The organism is Dyadobacter koreensis (assembly GCF_900108855.1).
Classification (GTDB): Bacteria; Bacteroidota; Bacteroidia; order Cytophagales; family Spirosomataceae; genus Dyadobacter; species Dyadobacter koreensis.
The window spans coordinates 153,782-169,264 of record NZ_FNXY01000003.1 but is presented as its reverse complement, the minus strand read 5'-3'; the positions used below and the strand labels follow the sequence as shown (position 1 = coordinate 169,264).

The following is a 15,483-nucleotide window of genomic DNA, read 5'->3' as shown; positions in this document are numbered from 1 at the left end:
GTGAACATCGATACCAAAACAGAAGAATTTCATCACGTCCACGCTGCCCATTGTGAAAATGGCGTAACGACTGCTCTATTACGTTATCACGGTCTCGATTTTATGACCGAGCCGCTTGCTTTTGGCATGGGTTCCGGTCTTTTTTACATACAAATTCCTTTTCTGACAATCAACAACGGTCCGGCTATATCCTTCCGGACGATGCCGGGCGCAATTTTCAAGCGGACCTGCAGAGCGCTTGGTGTTGAGGTTACCCGGAACAAATTCAGTGATCCTGCCAAAGCGCAGTCATTTTTAGATAAAAAAATTAACGACGGGGTTCCGGTTGGATGTCAGGTTGGTGTTTTTCATCTTACTTATTTTCCCAAGGAATATCGTTTTCACTTTAACGCACATAATCTGATCGTATATGGGCGTGATGACGATCGCTATCAGATCAGCGACCCGATTATGGAAGAAGTCACCTCACTTTCGGCAGAAGAATTATCGCGTGTGCGTTTTGCTCAGGGGCCGCTGGCTCCAAAAGGACATATTTATTTTCCTGAAAGAGTGGGTGTCATCACCGACGATTTAATTCGTAAAGGTATTATCAAGGGAATTAAACGCAATGTTCGCGATATGATCAGTATTCCGGGAAACTTTGCGGGGGTGAACGGGATTCGGTATACTTCCAATAACATCAGAAAATGGCGCGATAAACTTGGACTGAAAAAAGCCGGTTTATATCTCGGCCAGATTGTGCGGATGCAGGAAGAAATCGGCACAGGCGGGGGAGGTTTTCGTTTTCTTTACGGCGCTTTTCTTGAAGAAGCCGCGGCATACTTGCAGGACGATCGCTTAATAGGGATTTCTGAGGAATTTACTAAATCAGGAGATATGTGGCGTGCAAGTGCGATCCAGATGGCTGGCGTTTACAAAGGCAGACTAACCGAGCAGCAAAGTTTCGACGAGATTGCGGACCGTCTTCTTCAAATCCGTTCTGTCGAAAAAGAAGCCTTTTTAAAACTTTCTAAATTGAATCTGGGGAAATAATTATTTTCTCATTCAGCATAGCTGCAAGATGTACAAAGGCCCGTCCATTCAAATTGAAAATATTACCAAAAGATATAAGTCTGCGGAAGAGGATAGTTTAAGCCTTGTGAGTCTTCAGATCAATGAGTCTGATGTATACGGTCTGCTTGGACCAAACGGTGCGGGCAAAACGACGCTTATCTCAATTCTTTGTGGTATCATTCCACCTTCTCAAGGAAGTATCCAGTATTATATTGCCGGAAAAAAAATAAATGAACAGGAGCGCCGCAGCCTTTTAGGATTCGTACCTCAGGAATATGCCTTTTACCAGGAGTTGACGCCCAGGCAAAATCTCGACTATTTCGGGGCTATGTACAATTTATCTAAAACTGAACTTTCTGAGCGCATTGACAAATTGCTGGATGAACTTGGTCTGGCGAAAGTGGCAGATAAAGAAGTTTTTACTTTTTCAGGAGGTATGAAAAGGCGCGTTAATCTTGCTATTGGCTTGATTCACAGACCTTCAATCTTATTTCTCGATGAACCGACGGTAGGTGTTGATGTACAGAGCAAAAACGCTATTATAAAGTATCTTGAAGAAATTAACAGGGCTGGCACAACGATTGTGTATACTTCTCATCATATGTCGGAAGCGGAAGAATTCTGTAATCGTATCGCCTTAATTGACCATGGAAAAGTAGTTGTGGAGGGCGGATTGAGCGAATTATTGATTGAAAACGGAGCTGCAAATTTACAGTCATTATTTATAAAACTGACAGGAGAGGAGTACCGCGATTAACCCTATGTTTAAAATTTACTCATCTATTCGTAAAGAGTTTCTTCTGCTTGTCAGCGACAAAGTTGGGTTGGCGCTTATGTTTGTCATGCCGCTTTTACTTGTTTTTATTATTACAATAATCCAGGATAGTGCCTACAAAATTGTGAATGAAAATGAGATTCCGATGTTGGTGGTTAATCACGATCAGGGAAGCGGGGGCGAAAAATTGCTGGATTTGCTGGCGACATCCCGGCTTTTCAAAATTGATACGCTGAATAGTCTTCCGGAAAGTGCTTTAAAGAAAGAATTGCTTGCCCGGGGAAAAATGATCGCCTTATATATTCCACCCAATTTTACGAGCGGACTTGAAAGTAATACCGGCGAGATCAGCCACATGATGATGCGGGATATGGGTTTGGAAACAGATTCTTCTCACGCCGTTGTGGAAAAAATGCCGGTTTTGTCTTTTTATCACGATCCTGTTTTACAGGAAAATTACAGTGCATCTGTAATGGGAGTAGTCGATTCGTATCTTGGCACGATTGAAAAAACCATGATGATCGATAGGATTTATTCCGACATGGATATTGCTTCGAAATCGATTCAGCTTAGTGAAAAGATGGCATCCAACCGGGTGAAAATTAATCAGATCGTTGCCACTAACAGTAACTCGGTAGCTGTTCCGAATTCAACGCAGCACAACGTACCAGCCTGGACGATCTTCGCTATGTTTTTTATGGTTGTTTCTTTGGGAAGCAATATCGTTAAGGAACGGATCAATGGAAGTTTTCTGAGATTGAAAACAATGCCCACCAGTTTTATGCTGGTGATGCTCAGTAAGATGGCTATTTATGTAATTGTTGCGATTTTACAAGTTACTCTGACTTTTTCAATCGGTGTTTGGATTTTGCCTGAAATCGGCCTGCCTAAGCTTACTATTCCTGGAAATTTGCCTGCCTTTGCAGCTGTGGTTTTTATCAGTAGTATGTCGGCGGTGAGTTACGCACTTTTGATTGGTTCTTGGGCAAAAACACAAGAGCAGGCAAACGGGTTCGGCGCGATATCCATCATTATTTTTGGAGCCATTGGCGGGATTTTAGTGCCTGCATTTGTGATGCCGGAATATATGCAGTTTGCCAGTAATTTTTCTCCTTTGCACTGGTGCCTGGAAGGGTTTTATATTCTATTCCTGAAAGGAGGAAGCTGGCATGAGCTCAGGTCTGTCATGTTATTTTTGGGAGTATTCATTTTGATTTGCCAACTTTGCACGTATATTAAACTTAGAATAGAAAAAATTATCTGATACTAATGGAAATTGAAAGCTTAAAACCAGTTATAAAAGGACAAATTGTACAATACTTAAATTTATTGGATATAAATCCGGAAGATATTAAAGACGACGAGCCGCTTTTCGGGGGCGATTTGGGTTTGGATTCAATCGATTCATTAGAACTGGTTGTTTTGTTGGAAAGAGAATACGGAATTAAGATCACCAATCCAGCCGAAGGAAGAAAGATTTTAGTTGATGTAAACCATATGGCCGAGTATATTATTAAAAATGCAAAAACAGCGTGATAAGCCGGTAAGGGTTTTTGTAACCGGAATTGGAATAATTTCTGCCTTGGGTGACAATGTTGAAAAAAATCATGAGAGTCTGGTAAAGAGCCAGGCCGGGATAAGAAATGCTGTTCATTTTGAGTCTTACTACACCGCTGTCTTACCATTTGGGGAGATAGAAACAAGCAACGAAGAGTTAAAAGAAATTTTGAACCTTAAAGATGAGCCGGGATATACCCGGACTTGTCTCCTGGCTGTAAAGGCTTTTGAAGAAGCGATTGCAGATTCTCGATTATCCTCTTCCGAGCTTTCTTCATTTGATACTGCGTTAATTTCAGCTAGTACTGTCGGAGGGATGTGTCTGACAGACCAGTTGTACGAAGATGCGAATTGTAAATCTGACGGCTCTGAATATCTGGAAGCTTACGGGCCCGGGTCTCACACGCTGAAACTTGTTGAAAAATATAAGATTAATGGGTTTACAGATACCATTAATACTGCATGTTCTTCGTCAGCAAACGCAATTATGCTGGGTGCCAGACTTATTAAATCAGGGCGCGCCAACCGGGCTGTTGTTGGGGGTGTGGATGCGCTGGCAAAATATACGGTCAATGGATTTAACGCCCTGAAAATTCTTTCCAAAAATCCTTGTAAACCTTTTGATGAAAATCGTGACGGATTAAATCTGGGAGAAGCGGCAGCGTATCTTGTTTTAGAATCTGAGGAACTTGTCGGTGATAAAAAGATCTACGCGGAAATTCTTGGTTATGGAAATTCAAATGATGCACATCATCCGTCTGCTATGTCAGAAGATGCTGTCGGGGCGATCAGATCCATGAAAGACGCGATTGAATCAGCGGGGATCTCTCCGGATCAGATCAATTATATCAATGCGCATGGCACAGGAACGCCGAATAATGACAGTGTGGAGCTGACAGGAATAACAGAGATTTTTAAAAATGTTCCTCCATTTAGTTCAACGAAATCATATACGGGGCACACATTAGGAGCGGCAGGAGCGGTAGAAGCAATACTCAGTATTTTGAGCATAAATAATTCCGAGATTTATCCAAGTTTGCACATAGAAACCGCAATGAAGGATTTTGAAGATTTACCTGTCACGTCATATCAATCCGAGGCACAGGTAAATTATGTGCTTTCCAATTCGTTTGGATTTGGGGGGAATTGTACTTCTTTAGTTTTGGGTAAAGTCCTCTAGCTTTCCATTAATTCCTTTAAAATTTGCTGAGCCGCTACTGAAATAATTGTCCCCGGACCGAAAATTCCTTTTACGCCTGCATCATATAAAAATTGGTAATCCTGCGACGGAATCACACCACCGGCAATGACCAGGATATCTCCACGCCCCAGTTTTTTAAGTTCATTAATAAGCTGTGGGATTAATGTTTTGTGTCCTGCTGCCAGGCTGGAAGCGCCCACGACGTGCACATCATTTTCGGCCGCATGTCTCGCAACCTCGGCTGGTGTCTGGAAAAGCGGACCGATATCAACGTCAAAACCTAAATCTGCGAAACTGGTTGCGATAATTTTCGCGCCCCGATCATGTCCATCCTGACCCATCTTGGCTACCAGAATGCGGGGTCTTCTGCCATCTAATTCTTCGAATTGATCAGCCATTTCCCTGGCAATCCGAAAATTTTCATCATCAGATACTTCTGACTGATAGATTCCGGATATCGAGCGGATGACTGCTTTGTAACGGCCAAATTCTTTTTCCATAGCCTGTGATATTTCGCCCAAAGTAGCTCTTTTTCGGGCCGCATGAACTGCAAGAGCAAGTAAATTATTATTGAAATCTTTTCCGCCTTTCTCTTTGCACGCAGCCGTAATGGCCCGTAAAGCTGCATCAGTATCTTGCTGATTTCTTTCTGTTTTTATCTTTTCAAGCCGTGCAATTTGCTCTGCTCTGACACTGTCGTTATCAATTTCCAGAATATCAAAAGCATCCTTGATTTCCGGTTGATATTTATTTACACCAACGACGACATCGCGGCCAGCATCAATTCTGGCCTGTTTTCTCGCCGCCGCTTCCTCAATCCGCATTTTGGGAAGTCCTGTTTCGATTGCCTTCGTCATTCCACCAAGTTTTTCAACTTCTTCGATCAGTTCCCAGGCTTTTTCTGTTAATTCCTTTGTCAGATATTCAACGTAATACGAGCCTCCCCAGGGATCAACAGCTCTACAGATATCAGTTTCGTGCTGCAAAAAAAGCTGAGTGTTTCTGGCAATCTTGGCAGTGGAGTCGGTAGGCAGCGCGATGGCTTCATCAAGCGAATTGGTATGCAGTGATTGCGTATGTCCAAATACCGCCGCGAGTGCCTCCACGCAAGTTCTTGCTATATTGTTGTACGGGTCCTGTTCGGTCAGGCTATAACCGCTGGTTTGGCAATGTGCACGTAATGCCAGTGACTTGTCTGACCCAGGTTGAAATTGGCTGACAATTTTTGCCCATAACAATCTGCCGGCACGCATCTTTGCGATCTCCATAAAATGATTCATTCCAATACCCCAAAAAAATGAAAGTCTTGGCGCAAATTCGTCGATCTCAATTCCGGCACGCAATCCGGTTCTGATATACTCCAGACCATCGGCGAGCGTGTACGCAAGTTCAAGATGCGCAGGCGCACCAGCTTCGTGCATATGATACCCACTGATACTGATCGAATTAAATTTAGGCATAAATTTGCTAGTGTACGCAAAAATATCGCCAACTATCCGCATGGATGGTTCGGGGGGATAAATGTAGGTATTCCGCACCATGAATTCTTTCAGAATATCGTTTTGAATTGTTCCAGAAAGTTTGTCAGCAGAAACGCCCTGTTCTTCCGCAGCGACAATAAAAAATGCCATTACCGGAATCACAGCCCCATTCATAGTCATTGAAACGGACATCTGATCCAACGGGATCTGGTCAAAAAGAATTTTCATGTCCTCTACCGAATCGATAGAGACACCGGCTTTTCCAACGTCACCGACGACTCTCGGGTGATCGGAATCGTAACCGCGGTGCGTTGCCAGGTCAAAAGCCACAGAAAGGCCTTTTTGCCCGCCCTCCAGATTTTTTCGATAAAATTTATTAGAATCTTTGGCTGTGGAAAAACCGGCATACTGGCGGATTGTCCACGGCCTGTCGAGGTACATACTGGCATACGGACCACGAAGAAAGGGTGGAATTCCAGCCGAGAAACCAAGATGTTCGGCATCAGCAATATCATCCTGCCGATAGATTGATTTGACCCGTATGCCTTCCTGAGTCTGAAAAGTCTTTTCAGACTGTTTATCTTCGGGTCGAGGCTGGGCCGCTTTCTGAAGCACAATATTTTTAAAATCCGGCTTCATACGTGTGATTAGTTTGGAACTACAAAAGCATTAGTAATGTGAAATTTACCAGTACTCCGATAAATTTTTAGCGACCAGCCGGTTGGTTATTTCTGAATCAGTCACTTCTGACGGCTTTTGCGTATTCCTTCTTTCGACCTTCTCTTCGGTTCTATATTTATTTACACCCACAAATACCTTTCCATTTTCTAGCGAGTTGCGTTTTTCCTGCCAGGATATTTCAATTTCGTTCTTGATAAATCCCGTTTCAAAACAAGGAATAATCCCGCCTTTATCTTCGGTCTCTAAAAACAGGGCCCAGGCCGTATCTGCCATGTTAATCGTCATCATTTCTAACTGATAGGAACCAGCGGCGGGATCGGCAACGCGATCAAGATAACCTTCTTCGGATAATAAGGAAGAAACGTTCCGTGCCACACGCTCACTGAATTCAGTTGTATCTTCAAAAGACTGATTATAAGGCAGGACAGTCAACGCATCGCAGCCACCTATAACCGCGCTCATCGCCTCGCAGCCTGACCGTATTAAATTTGTTTTCTGAGCGTATATCGCGTTATAAAAAGTTGACGTCTGTGCATGGATAAAGCTGTTACAAAGCTCCATGGGGACCTGGTATGCCTGTCCGATTTTCTTGTGCAAATATCTCAATGCTCTTAATTTCACAATCTCAGTCAAGTATTCGGGGCCGATTGAGAGAGAATAAAAAAAACGGTTCAAAGCATGCAACGGTGAGATTCCTGAATCGGTTAGTTTATCAAGGTAATAAACAGTTGAAGAAATTAAGAAAGCCAGCTCCTGAACAGGATTTGCTCCAGCATTATGATACACGTGGCTTTCCACCATTAAGGGACGAAATTCCCGCATCATTTTTGTTTTGTTCAGTGTCTTACCGATATTTTCGGTGGCCTCGGAAAAATTACTTCCATTTCGCATCCAATTCGCCAAAGGATCGTTGGCAATTCCTCCTTTGAGGTAATATCCGGCTCCGCGGGACACTTCATCAAATATTTTTTCGGAATTTATTTCTGTTTGAAAAAAAATCGGCGTGTCACAAAGTTTTACCGAGTGAAGTGTTTTTGAAAGCTCATTTTTTTTAAGATCAGACTCTGTTAATTGAAGCAGAACTGCATCAGCTCCTGCATGAAGAGCGGAGACTATCTTGTAATTTGTAGTAGCGGGTTTGTCAAATTTGGTCAGCGGAGTATTGAGCCACCCTGCAGTATTTCTCTGGCAGATTTGTAACTCCGAAATTCGCCCCGGATCCAGGTCAGATGCTGTGTAATATGCGTCCAGAGGCAGGTTTTGCCCAATTTTAAAGCTTTTTATTTTGTCTGATTTTTCTCCTAACTCATTTTTTGCCTGCTTCTTCCAGGCTATTTTATCTGGAAATCCAAACTCTGAAAACAGGTGAGAAGACATAATAGTACGGTTGATAAACAGTTTTTTAACCGCCTTGCGACAAAGTCCAGAGACGTTAACAAAGCTACAAATTTGAGATTACATTTTTTCAATTGTTACGTTACTGTTAAGCAAAGCTAACGTCTATAACGTAGGATTATTCCAATGGATTTAGTTCATGGCTTGGTAATCGTACAGATTGGAATTAAATTGAACACTGGTTTAATCTGCAGAGACCATCTATTTTCTTATCTTTGCCGTCCTTTTGATTTATGATATCTGATTACGCAAGTTTGACATTGGAAAGAGTAACCGCACATAGAGAAGTAGACCAAATATGGGATAGTTGCCTTCGGGTTATTAAGCAACATATTCCTGAAGAGAGTTTTAGAACGTGGTTCGAGCCAATCCGACCGCTTAAAATCTATGGAAAGGTTCTTACGATCCAGGTTCCGAGCCAGTTCTTTTACGAGTGGCTGGAAGATAATTATGTCAATTTACTTAGGAAAGCGCTGGATTATGCAATTGGGCGTGACGGGCTGTTGGAATATTCGATTATTGTCGATAAAGGAAATGAGAAGCATCAGCCTCTGACCATGAATGTTTCGACGGTTAAATCACCAAAATATTCCGGACCTGATAATTTTGCGACGGATCCGAGAATGGGTTCGAACCTGGTTGTAAAAGATCAGGATTCGATGAATCTGGATACTTATCTGAATCCGAATTATTCGTTCGACAACTTTATCGAAGGTGATTGTAACCGACTTGCTCGTTCTGCCGGTTTTGCAGTGGCGCAACGTCCCGGTTTAACCTCCTTTAACCCTTTGATGATGTATGGTGGCGTAGGTTTGGGGAAAACCCACCTTGTGCAGGCAATTGGGAATTATATCAGAAATCATTTCGACAATAAGTTAGTTCTGTACGTTTCTTCTGAAAAGTTCACGAACCAGTTTATTAACTCTATCAAAAATAACACGCTTCAGAACTTCACGGACTTTTACATGAAAGTGGATGTTCTGGCGATTGATGACGTTCAGTTTCTGTCGGGAAAAGAAAAAACTCAGGATACTTTCTTCCATATTTTCAATCACCTGCACCAGTTAGGAAAGCAGATTATTATGACCAGTGACCGTCCGCCAAGAGAGTTGGAAGGTTTACAGGACCGTTTGCTTTCCCGCTTTAAATGGGGACTGACTGCCGATTTGCAAACGCCTGATTTTGAGACTCGTATTGCAATTATTCAGAAAAAAATTCAGGCAGAAGGTATTCAGATTGACTATGATGTAATCGAATATATTGCGCACAGCGTTAATTCAAACGTTCGTGAACTTGAAGGTGTGATTGTTTCCCTTATGGCTCAGGCATCCCTGACGCGCCGTGAGATTGATGTTGAGCTGGCAAAAAACACGCTCAAAAACATCGTAATGAACGAGGATAAGGAAGTTACTATCGATACAATTCAAGAGATCGTAGCTGATTATTTTAAGGTTACAATAGCTGATTTAAAAAGCAAGAGCAGAAAGAAGGAGGTTGTTTATCCGCGTCAGCTAGCTATGTTCCTGGCGAAAGAATATACCGATCTGCCACTCAAATCGATCGGATATCATTTTGGCGGTCGTGATCACAGTACTGTTATTCACTCGATTCAAAGCGTTAATTTGCTGATGGACGAAACCCCGGACGTTGAAGAAACCCTGCAGAAACTTCGCAGTTATTTTAAATGATCCATCATGACGGCGCCGTTGTTGCTTTCAAGAAATGAAATTGACGACGTACGTTGGAATGAAACGGTGAAAAACTCCGAACAGCACATCATTTATGCCTATTCGTGGTATCTGGATGTGGTTTGTGAGCAATGGATGGCATTAGTATGGCCTGCTGCCGAAGACTATCAGGTTATCATGCCATTGCCTGTGAAGAAAAAATGGTTTATTGAAGTAATTCAACAGCCTTTGTTCTGCCAATACTTAGGCATTTTTTCTTCTCGTGATCTGTCAAAAAGTGTGGTAGAAGAGTTTCTGAAATCTCTCGACCGAAACTTCCGGTACATTTCAACCTACAATTTCAATCCCTCCAACACAGCGAATCTCCGGCCTCTCATACGGAGATTTAACACTTTCCGATTATCAGAAAATACTACGTTCCTGCTGTCACTTCGAAGCTGCTATGAAAACTTATCGGCAGGATATTCTTTGGACAGAAAAACTAATTTAAAAAGAAGTTTTAAGGAAAACTGGAGCTTTGAGAAAAGTCAAGATTTCAAACCTTTGGTTGAAATGTTTCAACAGAATCATGAGTCGAAAATTGCTGGTGGCGTGAGAAAGAGCACTTATGAAATACTGAGCCAATTGCTCGAACAGATTAGCGAAAACCAATCGTTAGAGATCTGGTATGCCATAAAAGATGATTTGTTGCATTCCGGCGTATTAATTGTGAAGTCTGAAAACAAAGCTATCTATCTTTTCAATGCCGCTGACAAAATAGGACGGAAAGGCAACGCCAGAACCATAATGCTGGATAAATTTTTTCAAGAAAATGCTGATTCTTCGATCTTGTTCGATTTTGAAAGTCCTGATGTTGAATCTATTGCGAGCTTTTATCGAAGCTTCGGTGCTACTGCGGCAAACTATTTTGGGATCAAGAAAAATGATTTATTTTTTCCTTTTAAACAAATACAAAACCGGCGGCTGAAAAAAATGCTCAATACCAGGCCAACTCTTTCTGAAGATTTTTAACAGACTTGATGTCCATTTCGAGTGACCCGATAGCCAGTTCGACCTCTGCTTTTAGCGGAATTCTGTTAATATCATCAGATACCCAAAGTTTTACAGCTCCCTCTCCCTTGAACAGCTTATTATCCGGGATTAACGGATTAAGTCTCAGGACCTTTATTTTTCCAAACTTTGTTTTGATTACATCTCTTCCAACATAACGAATGCGTAGTTTATAGACTTCGCCATCAAAAAATGTGGGTACCTCAATCACTTCCCCTTCTGTAACCCGTTCAAAATTAATGGTGCGCAGGTAGAAATACCCACTGATAATGTCGTGAATGTTATTTGGAGTTTTATATGTTTTGGTTTCCTCTTTAACCGTTGAGGTTGCCTGATCTTTGTCATGATTAAAGACAACCGTTTCTTCTTTTCGATACTTGTTTTCCTGAATACTCCGATAGAACATTTGAGGCACGATCGCAACTGTATCAACATAAGACCGCCAATTGTCTCTGACCCTTGAAATCAGGTCGAACGCGCCTGTTGTCCGGCCCGTCACATTGATCTTGAAACATGGTTTATTGTTGACAACGGAAATGTTTTTCGCGATTTCAACCCTCGCTTCTGCTGCGTTTATAAATCCATAGTGAACCCGGTATTCAACCCTTTCACCAAAACTGAAACTTTTGTTTACGATAACTCTATTTGGCTCATATTGCCTGAATGCAAGAATTGTAACAAGGCATAAAACGACAAAAACCGTAATTTTTAATCTTTTCATCATGTGCGATAGTATCTACAACGAGGGGTATTTTTCTTTTAAATAAGACAAATATTTTTTAAAATCCCGACCGAATTTTGTCTCAAACTCTTCCCGGAATTGATTTTGTTTCGATTTATACGTTTGATAACCGATAAAATATGCATTATTCGGGACGTTTTTTTCCGTCCACACGCTTTTGGGTTTCAACGTAATTTGGTTAGCAAACAGTGTATCAGCATCATTAAGTATTTTTAAAATCGTCTTATTTTTTAAACTATCCTTTATCAAACTATCTGGATTGTTATAACCGAATGTTTTATACAGACTATCAAGTTTGGAAATTCCCCTTAACATGTGCTGCGCATATGCATCATTATATTTCTTGGAAAACTCATACGCTTTTAGCTGCTTCGAATCTGCGCCATACTTTTGTGTTAAAAATCTTATCGCTCCAAGATCCCCGACGAAGCTGGCCAGATTTTCATTCAGTTCGAGGTCATTCTTTACAAAAAGTGTACCATGTGTGAGCTCGTGGAGGATCAGGTTGGCTAAACTCCCTTCGCGCCTCCTTAACATACTCGAGAGGATCGGATCTTTCAAATACCCTAAGGTTGACCATGCAGATGCTTCCCCGATATCAGTATCAAGACCGGATTTTATCAACTCCTGTTCTTCGACAACGGCTCTTGTGGAATCGAAATAACCTTTATAGGGGAAAGTGCCTATAATCGGAAAAGTCCATTTATAAGCTTTTATCTGGTACCTTTCGGAAGCATTTATAACCCACATCAGAGGCTTTCCATGCTGATTATAAAACGTTGTATAGTTTTTTGAAGGACTAAGCCCGAGGGAGTCAACACCGAATTGTTTTATTTCTTCAATAAGCCGTATCCGCGATTTTAGAGAATCCGGATATGAGGGGTCTCGCAAAATTTCTTCAACATCCTGAACATTCAGCAAAATGGTTGCCTGTCCCTTTGCTTGCATCCAGCCGTAACTGATCAAATCGCGATAATAGAAACCGAGTATGAGAAGTAAGATAACTATTACAGCTGATATTTTCCTGAACACCAGAATTTCCGTTTTATGATTTTGAAAACAAATAAAAAAGGCTGGTTATGAAACCGGCCTTTATATTAAACAAAAATACAGAAAACCTTACGGATTAATTTGCAATGCTACAATTTCTTAATGACCGGCAGTTTTTTTGATTTGATAAATTGTTAAAATTATTACTATGTCCTGCGATGTCACATGTAAAGTAGATCATTGTTTTTCTTCAATTTGATAATTTTCAATTTGTTCAAAACCAGAATGAACGGATAGGTTGGATCGAACTCGTGCCATTTAATTCCGAAATTCGCGCGGCCTCCAAATTTATGATGGTTGTTATGGTAGGATTCACCCATCATCAGAAAGTCAAATGGTAGCAGATTTTTGGCAGTGTCGTCAACTTTAAAATTAACGTAGCCATAGCGGTGGGCGTACCAGTTAATGATTACTCCATGAACCGGACCCATCAAAAAATGAATTGGCAGTAAAAGAAACATCCACCAGAAAGTGGCAAATTGAATGTAAAACAGAACATATAAAGTGCCCCAGCCAATTCTTGAGATCCAGGAATCTCCGATTTTTTCCATCAAGTCCCAATGCGGAACTCCTTTTTTGAACTTGGCATCGATCTGGTCTGTTTGGCGGACTATGTTGTTATAATAATTTTTTGTCTTCCACATCATATCAGCTATACTGTCCGAAAAGCTCGGAGAATGCGGGTCAAGTTCTGTGTCCGCATAGGCATGATGTAGCCGGTGCATAACGCCATATGCATACGGGCTTAAAAAAGACGATCCTTGAAATATCCAAGTTGCAGTATAGAAAAATTTCTCCCAGGCCGGACTCATAGTAAACATCTTGTGAGCGGCATATCGATGTAGGAAGAAGGTTTGCATCAATAGTGAAAGATACCAGTGCGCGATAAAAAAGACTAAAATGGTCATTGTTTAACTCAGGAAAAGACAAGTTTATTATTTTAACATGTCAAAGTTATTTTCATTTTTTTGGGAAAAAGATGATAACTATCAGTGAGAAAAATTACTTGCATTAGTTCATTTCAAGAACTGTCATGAATGTTAACAGATATAGCGTGAAGGATGACCATAAACTCAAAATAATTAGGATTTTTTAAATTAGGGCAGTAAGTTTAAATCGTCTTCTAATCATCCCTAACTATACATCTTTATGAGTGTCTATCTTCTCAGATGCATCAGTATTGGATATTTGCTTCTTCCAAACCTTATTTTTTTTATTTATTGGACAAGAACCTCGATTGCATTTTTTGGAGTTTTACTATTGGGTTTTTTATTTTTTGAAGTCCTTAAAAACAATGACTTCGGGAAGTCGGAAGTTCTTAATAAGCGTAATTTAATTTCCCTGTTAATCATAGCGTTGGCGGCAACACTCATTTCCGGGGTGAGTGGAATCTGCTTTCAGACGCTGGATCACTGGGCGCACAATACAAAACTTTATGAGCTATTTATTTCGGACTGGCCGCAACGAATTCCTCTAAAAGGGCCCGTAGTGTCCTACTATTACGGTTACTATGTTGTTCCTGTTTTTTTATCCAAAATGGCTGGGCAAATACGGGAAGACATTATTTTTATCTGGAGTTATTTGGGGTTTTTTCTAGGGTTGACATGGGTTTATCTTGCCTTGAACAAAAAGTTGGTTTTTGTAATTCTTGCGCTTTCAGTAGGAGATACGCCGAGATTTATCAAGTCGGTATTGAGCCAGATTGCTGGCCCGCTCTACAAGCAAAGCGAGTTTGCCATTGAGCCCTGGTCCAACTTTGAGAACCTTTTATGGGTGCCAAACCAGGTTATTCCAACCATGATCATTGCCGGAATGTTTGTTTATGTTTTAAGACATAAATTGAATGCAGAATATATTGTCCTGCCTGTTGCATTGAGTTTTTGGTGGGCTGTTTTTCCATCAGTTACAAGCGGGACTGTTGTAGCCATCGTAGTTTTACGGAAATGGATTTTAAACGGCCTGAGGCTGGATTTTTGGGGCTCGGCAAAACGTGTCGTATTTCCGTTCTTGGCTTGCCTTCCGGTCCTGCTATTTTATTTATCACATAAGAATATGCCGGCTTCGGGTTTTATCTGGCAGTTTTCGGGAGATATTGCCAGCCGGTTTGTTGAATATGGTGTAAATATCGGCTTGAATCTTGTCATTTTCACGCTCGTCTATTTTTATTACAAGCGGTACAGTAAAAATTTCTTACCGATGTTTCCCATCTTCGTAACGCTTTGCGTCATTATGTTTTTTCCACTTTACAGGATTGGAAAGCTAAATGACTTTCTTTTTCGTGGAATGATGCCGTGCCTATTGATCGCGGGCATTTATATTTTTTACCCGTTAGCGCAGACTTCAAATTATCAGAGAAGTTGGGCAGTGATTAAGAAAACGCCTTATTCAGTAATCATAATATTACTGTTAGTATCATCTTCGGCAATTGCAGCTGCAAGGATCTACAGAGCTGTTACCATCAATCAGGCTACATCTAACTTGTTTCCCGATAAAGTCGCTTTCAAACCTATTCCTTACGATGCTTATCCAGGTATATATCAGGCACTTCAAGCCAAGTGGACGCAGGAAGAAGCGGATCAGTATCTCGGCAAAAAGAATTCGTTCTACGAATTAAATGTCTCTCCCAAATTGTGAAAAAATATTATTTAAATTTCTGGTTTTGATACAGATAATATCATATCTTTGTTACTGATATTATCTCATCCCACATTTGATAGTATCTGGTGGCGTTATAATAATGTGTAAATGATCCTGAAAATATCCTTTTAAAAGAGGTTGGAAAAAGGTAAATTTACATCTCAGAAATATGC

The 15,483-nt window shown here is 41.0% G+C and carries 13 protein-coding genes; 8 read left to right on the top strand and 5 right to left on the bottom strand.

Annotated features, from left to right (window positions below):
• Genes darH through BMY70_RS09400 form a run of 5 tightly spaced genes read left to right on the top strand, consistent with a single transcriptional unit; the run spans window position 1 to window position 4,565 of the window.
• Window positions 1-1,032, top strand: a complete 1,032-nt coding sequence (darH, locus tag BMY70_RS09420; protein WP_090334932.1) for a BtrH-related acyltransferase DarH — start codon at window positions 1-3, stop codon at window positions 1,030-1,032.
• A 28-nt stretch (window positions 1,033-1,060) separates the two neighbouring features.
• The gene (locus tag BMY70_RS09415) at window positions 1,061-1,810 is read left to right on the top strand and encodes an ABC transporter ATP-binding protein (protein ID WP_090334931.1); all 750 of its coding nucleotides are present in this window, start codon (window positions 1,061-1,063) and stop codon (window positions 1,808-1,810) included.
• Between the two features lie 4 nt (window positions 1,811-1,814).
• Window positions 1,815-3,092 (top strand): ABC transporter permease, encoded by a 1,278-nt coding sequence (locus BMY70_RS09410; protein ID WP_090334930.1) that lies wholly within the window; start codon window positions 1,815-1,817, stop codon window positions 3,090-3,092.
• Window positions 3,093-3,097: 5 nt separating this feature from the next.
• Window positions 3,098-3,364 carry a phosphopantetheine-binding protein gene (locus BMY70_RS09405; protein WP_090334929.1) on the top strand — a complete coding sequence of 89 codons (267 nt, stop codon included), beginning with the start codon at window positions 3,098-3,100 and terminating at the stop codon, window positions 3,362-3,364.
• The gene (locus tag BMY70_RS09400) at window positions 3,348-4,565 is read left to right on the top strand and encodes a beta-ketoacyl-[acyl-carrier-protein] synthase family protein (protein WP_090334928.1); all 1,218 of its coding nucleotides are present in this window, start codon (window positions 3,348-3,350) and stop codon (window positions 4,563-4,565) included. Before BMY70_RS09405 ends, BMY70_RS09400 begins: the two co-directional genes overlap by 17 nt.
• Here the strand turns inward: BMY70_RS09400 and scpA are convergent.
• Together scpA and BMY70_RS09390 are read right to left on the bottom strand one after the other, a co-directional pair.
• Entirely contained in the window at window positions 4,562-6,706 is a 2,145-nt protein-coding gene (scpA, locus tag BMY70_RS09395) for a methylmalonyl-CoA mutase (protein ID WP_090334927.1), read from the bottom strand. The genes BMY70_RS09400 and scpA overlap by 4 nt on opposite strands.
• A 45-nt stretch (window positions 6,707-6,751) precedes the next feature.
• Window positions 6,752-8,125 (bottom strand): methylmalonyl-CoA mutase family protein, encoded by a 1,374-nt coding sequence (locus BMY70_RS09390; protein WP_090334926.1) that lies wholly within the window; start codon window positions 8,123-8,125, stop codon window positions 6,752-6,754.
• Window positions 8,126-8,376: 251 nt separating this feature from the next.
• On the opposite strand from BMY70_RS09390, the gene dnaA reads away from it, so the two are divergent.
• Window positions 8,377-9,831, top strand: coding sequence for a chromosomal replication initiator protein DnaA (gene dnaA, locus BMY70_RS09385; RefSeq protein ID WP_090334925.1), 1,455 nt, complete (start codon window positions 8,377-8,379; stop codon window positions 9,829-9,831).
• A gap of 6 nt (window positions 9,832-9,837) precedes the next feature.
• Window positions 9,838-10,842, top strand: coding sequence for a hypothetical protein (locus BMY70_RS09380; protein ID WP_090334924.1), 1,005 nt, complete (start codon window positions 9,838-9,840; stop codon window positions 10,840-10,842).
• Here BMY70_RS09380 and BMY70_RS09375 read toward each other — a convergent pair.
• The 3 genes from BMY70_RS09375 to BMY70_RS09365 all read right to left on the bottom strand — a co-directional run bounded on the left by BMY70_RS09375 (window position 10,808) and on the right by BMY70_RS09365 (window position 13,581).
• Window positions 10,808-11,605, bottom strand: a complete 798-nt coding sequence (locus BMY70_RS09375) for a DUF3108 domain-containing protein (RefSeq protein WP_229209549.1) — start codon at window positions 11,603-11,605, stop codon at window positions 10,808-10,810. The genes BMY70_RS09380 and BMY70_RS09375 overlap by 35 nt on opposite strands.
• Window positions 11,606-11,617: 12 nt before the next feature.
• A complete protein-coding gene (locus BMY70_RS09370) occupies window positions 11,618-12,655 on the bottom strand; it encodes an aminopeptidase (protein ID WP_090334923.1) in 1,038 nt (345 codons plus the stop codon).
• A gap of 179 nt (window positions 12,656-12,834) precedes the next feature.
• Window positions 12,835-13,581, bottom strand: a complete 747-nt coding sequence (locus tag BMY70_RS09365; RefSeq protein WP_090334922.1) for an acyl-CoA desaturase — start codon at window positions 13,579-13,581, stop codon at window positions 12,835-12,837.
• A 241-nt stretch (window positions 13,582-13,822) separates the two neighbouring features.
• Here BMY70_RS09365 and BMY70_RS09360 point away from each other — a divergent pair, with 241 nt between their 5' ends.
• Window positions 13,823-15,307 carry a hypothetical protein gene (locus BMY70_RS09360; protein ID WP_090334921.1) on the top strand — a complete coding sequence of 495 codons (1,485 nt, stop codon included), beginning with the start codon at window positions 13,823-13,825 and terminating at the stop codon, window positions 15,305-15,307.
• Window positions 15,308-15,483 lie beyond the last annotated feature (176 nt).

What these genes read in the sequence shown, in the direction of transcription:
- BMY70_RS09375 (WP_229209549.1), bottom strand. Translation starts at nt 11,605, where the DNA reads ATGATGAAAAGATTAAAAATTACGGTTTTTGTCGTTTTATGCCTTGTT.
- BMY70_RS09360 (WP_090334921.1), top strand. Translation starts at nt 13,823, where the DNA reads ATGAGTGTCTATCTTCTCAGATGCATCAGTATTGGATATTTGCTTCTT.
- BMY70_RS09380 (WP_090334924.1), top strand. Translation starts at nt 9,838, where the DNA reads ATGACGGCGCCGTTGTTGCTTTCAAGAAATGAAATTGACGACGTACGT.
- dnaA (WP_090334925.1), top strand. Translation starts at nt 8,377, where the DNA reads ATGATATCTGATTACGCAAGTTTGACATTGGAAAGAGTAACCGCACAT.
- scpA (WP_090334927.1), bottom strand. Translation starts at nt 6,706, where the DNA reads ATGAAGCCGGATTTTAAAAATATTGTGCTTCAGAAAGCGGCCCAGCCT.
- BMY70_RS09390 (WP_090334926.1), bottom strand. Translation starts at nt 8,125, where the DNA reads ATGTCTTCTCACCTGTTTTCAGAGTTTGGATTTCCAGATAAAATAGCC.
- BMY70_RS09400 (WP_090334928.1), top strand. Translation starts at nt 3,348, where the DNA reads ATGCAAAAACAGCGTGATAAGCCGGTAAGGGTTTTTGTAACCGGAATT.
- BMY70_RS09405 (WP_090334929.1), top strand. Translation starts at nt 3,098, where the DNA reads ATGGAAATTGAAAGCTTAAAACCAGTTATAAAAGGACAAATTGTACAA.
- BMY70_RS09410 (WP_090334930.1), top strand. Translation starts at nt 1,815, where the DNA reads ATGTTTAAAATTTACTCATCTATTCGTAAAGAGTTTCTTCTGCTTGTC.
- BMY70_RS09415 (WP_090334931.1), top strand. Translation starts at nt 1,061, where the DNA reads ATGTACAAAGGCCCGTCCATTCAAATTGAAAATATTACCAAAAGATAT.
- BMY70_RS09365 (WP_090334922.1), bottom strand. Translation starts at nt 13,581, where the DNA reads ATGACCATTTTAGTCTTTTTTATCGCGCACTGGTATCTTTCACTATTG.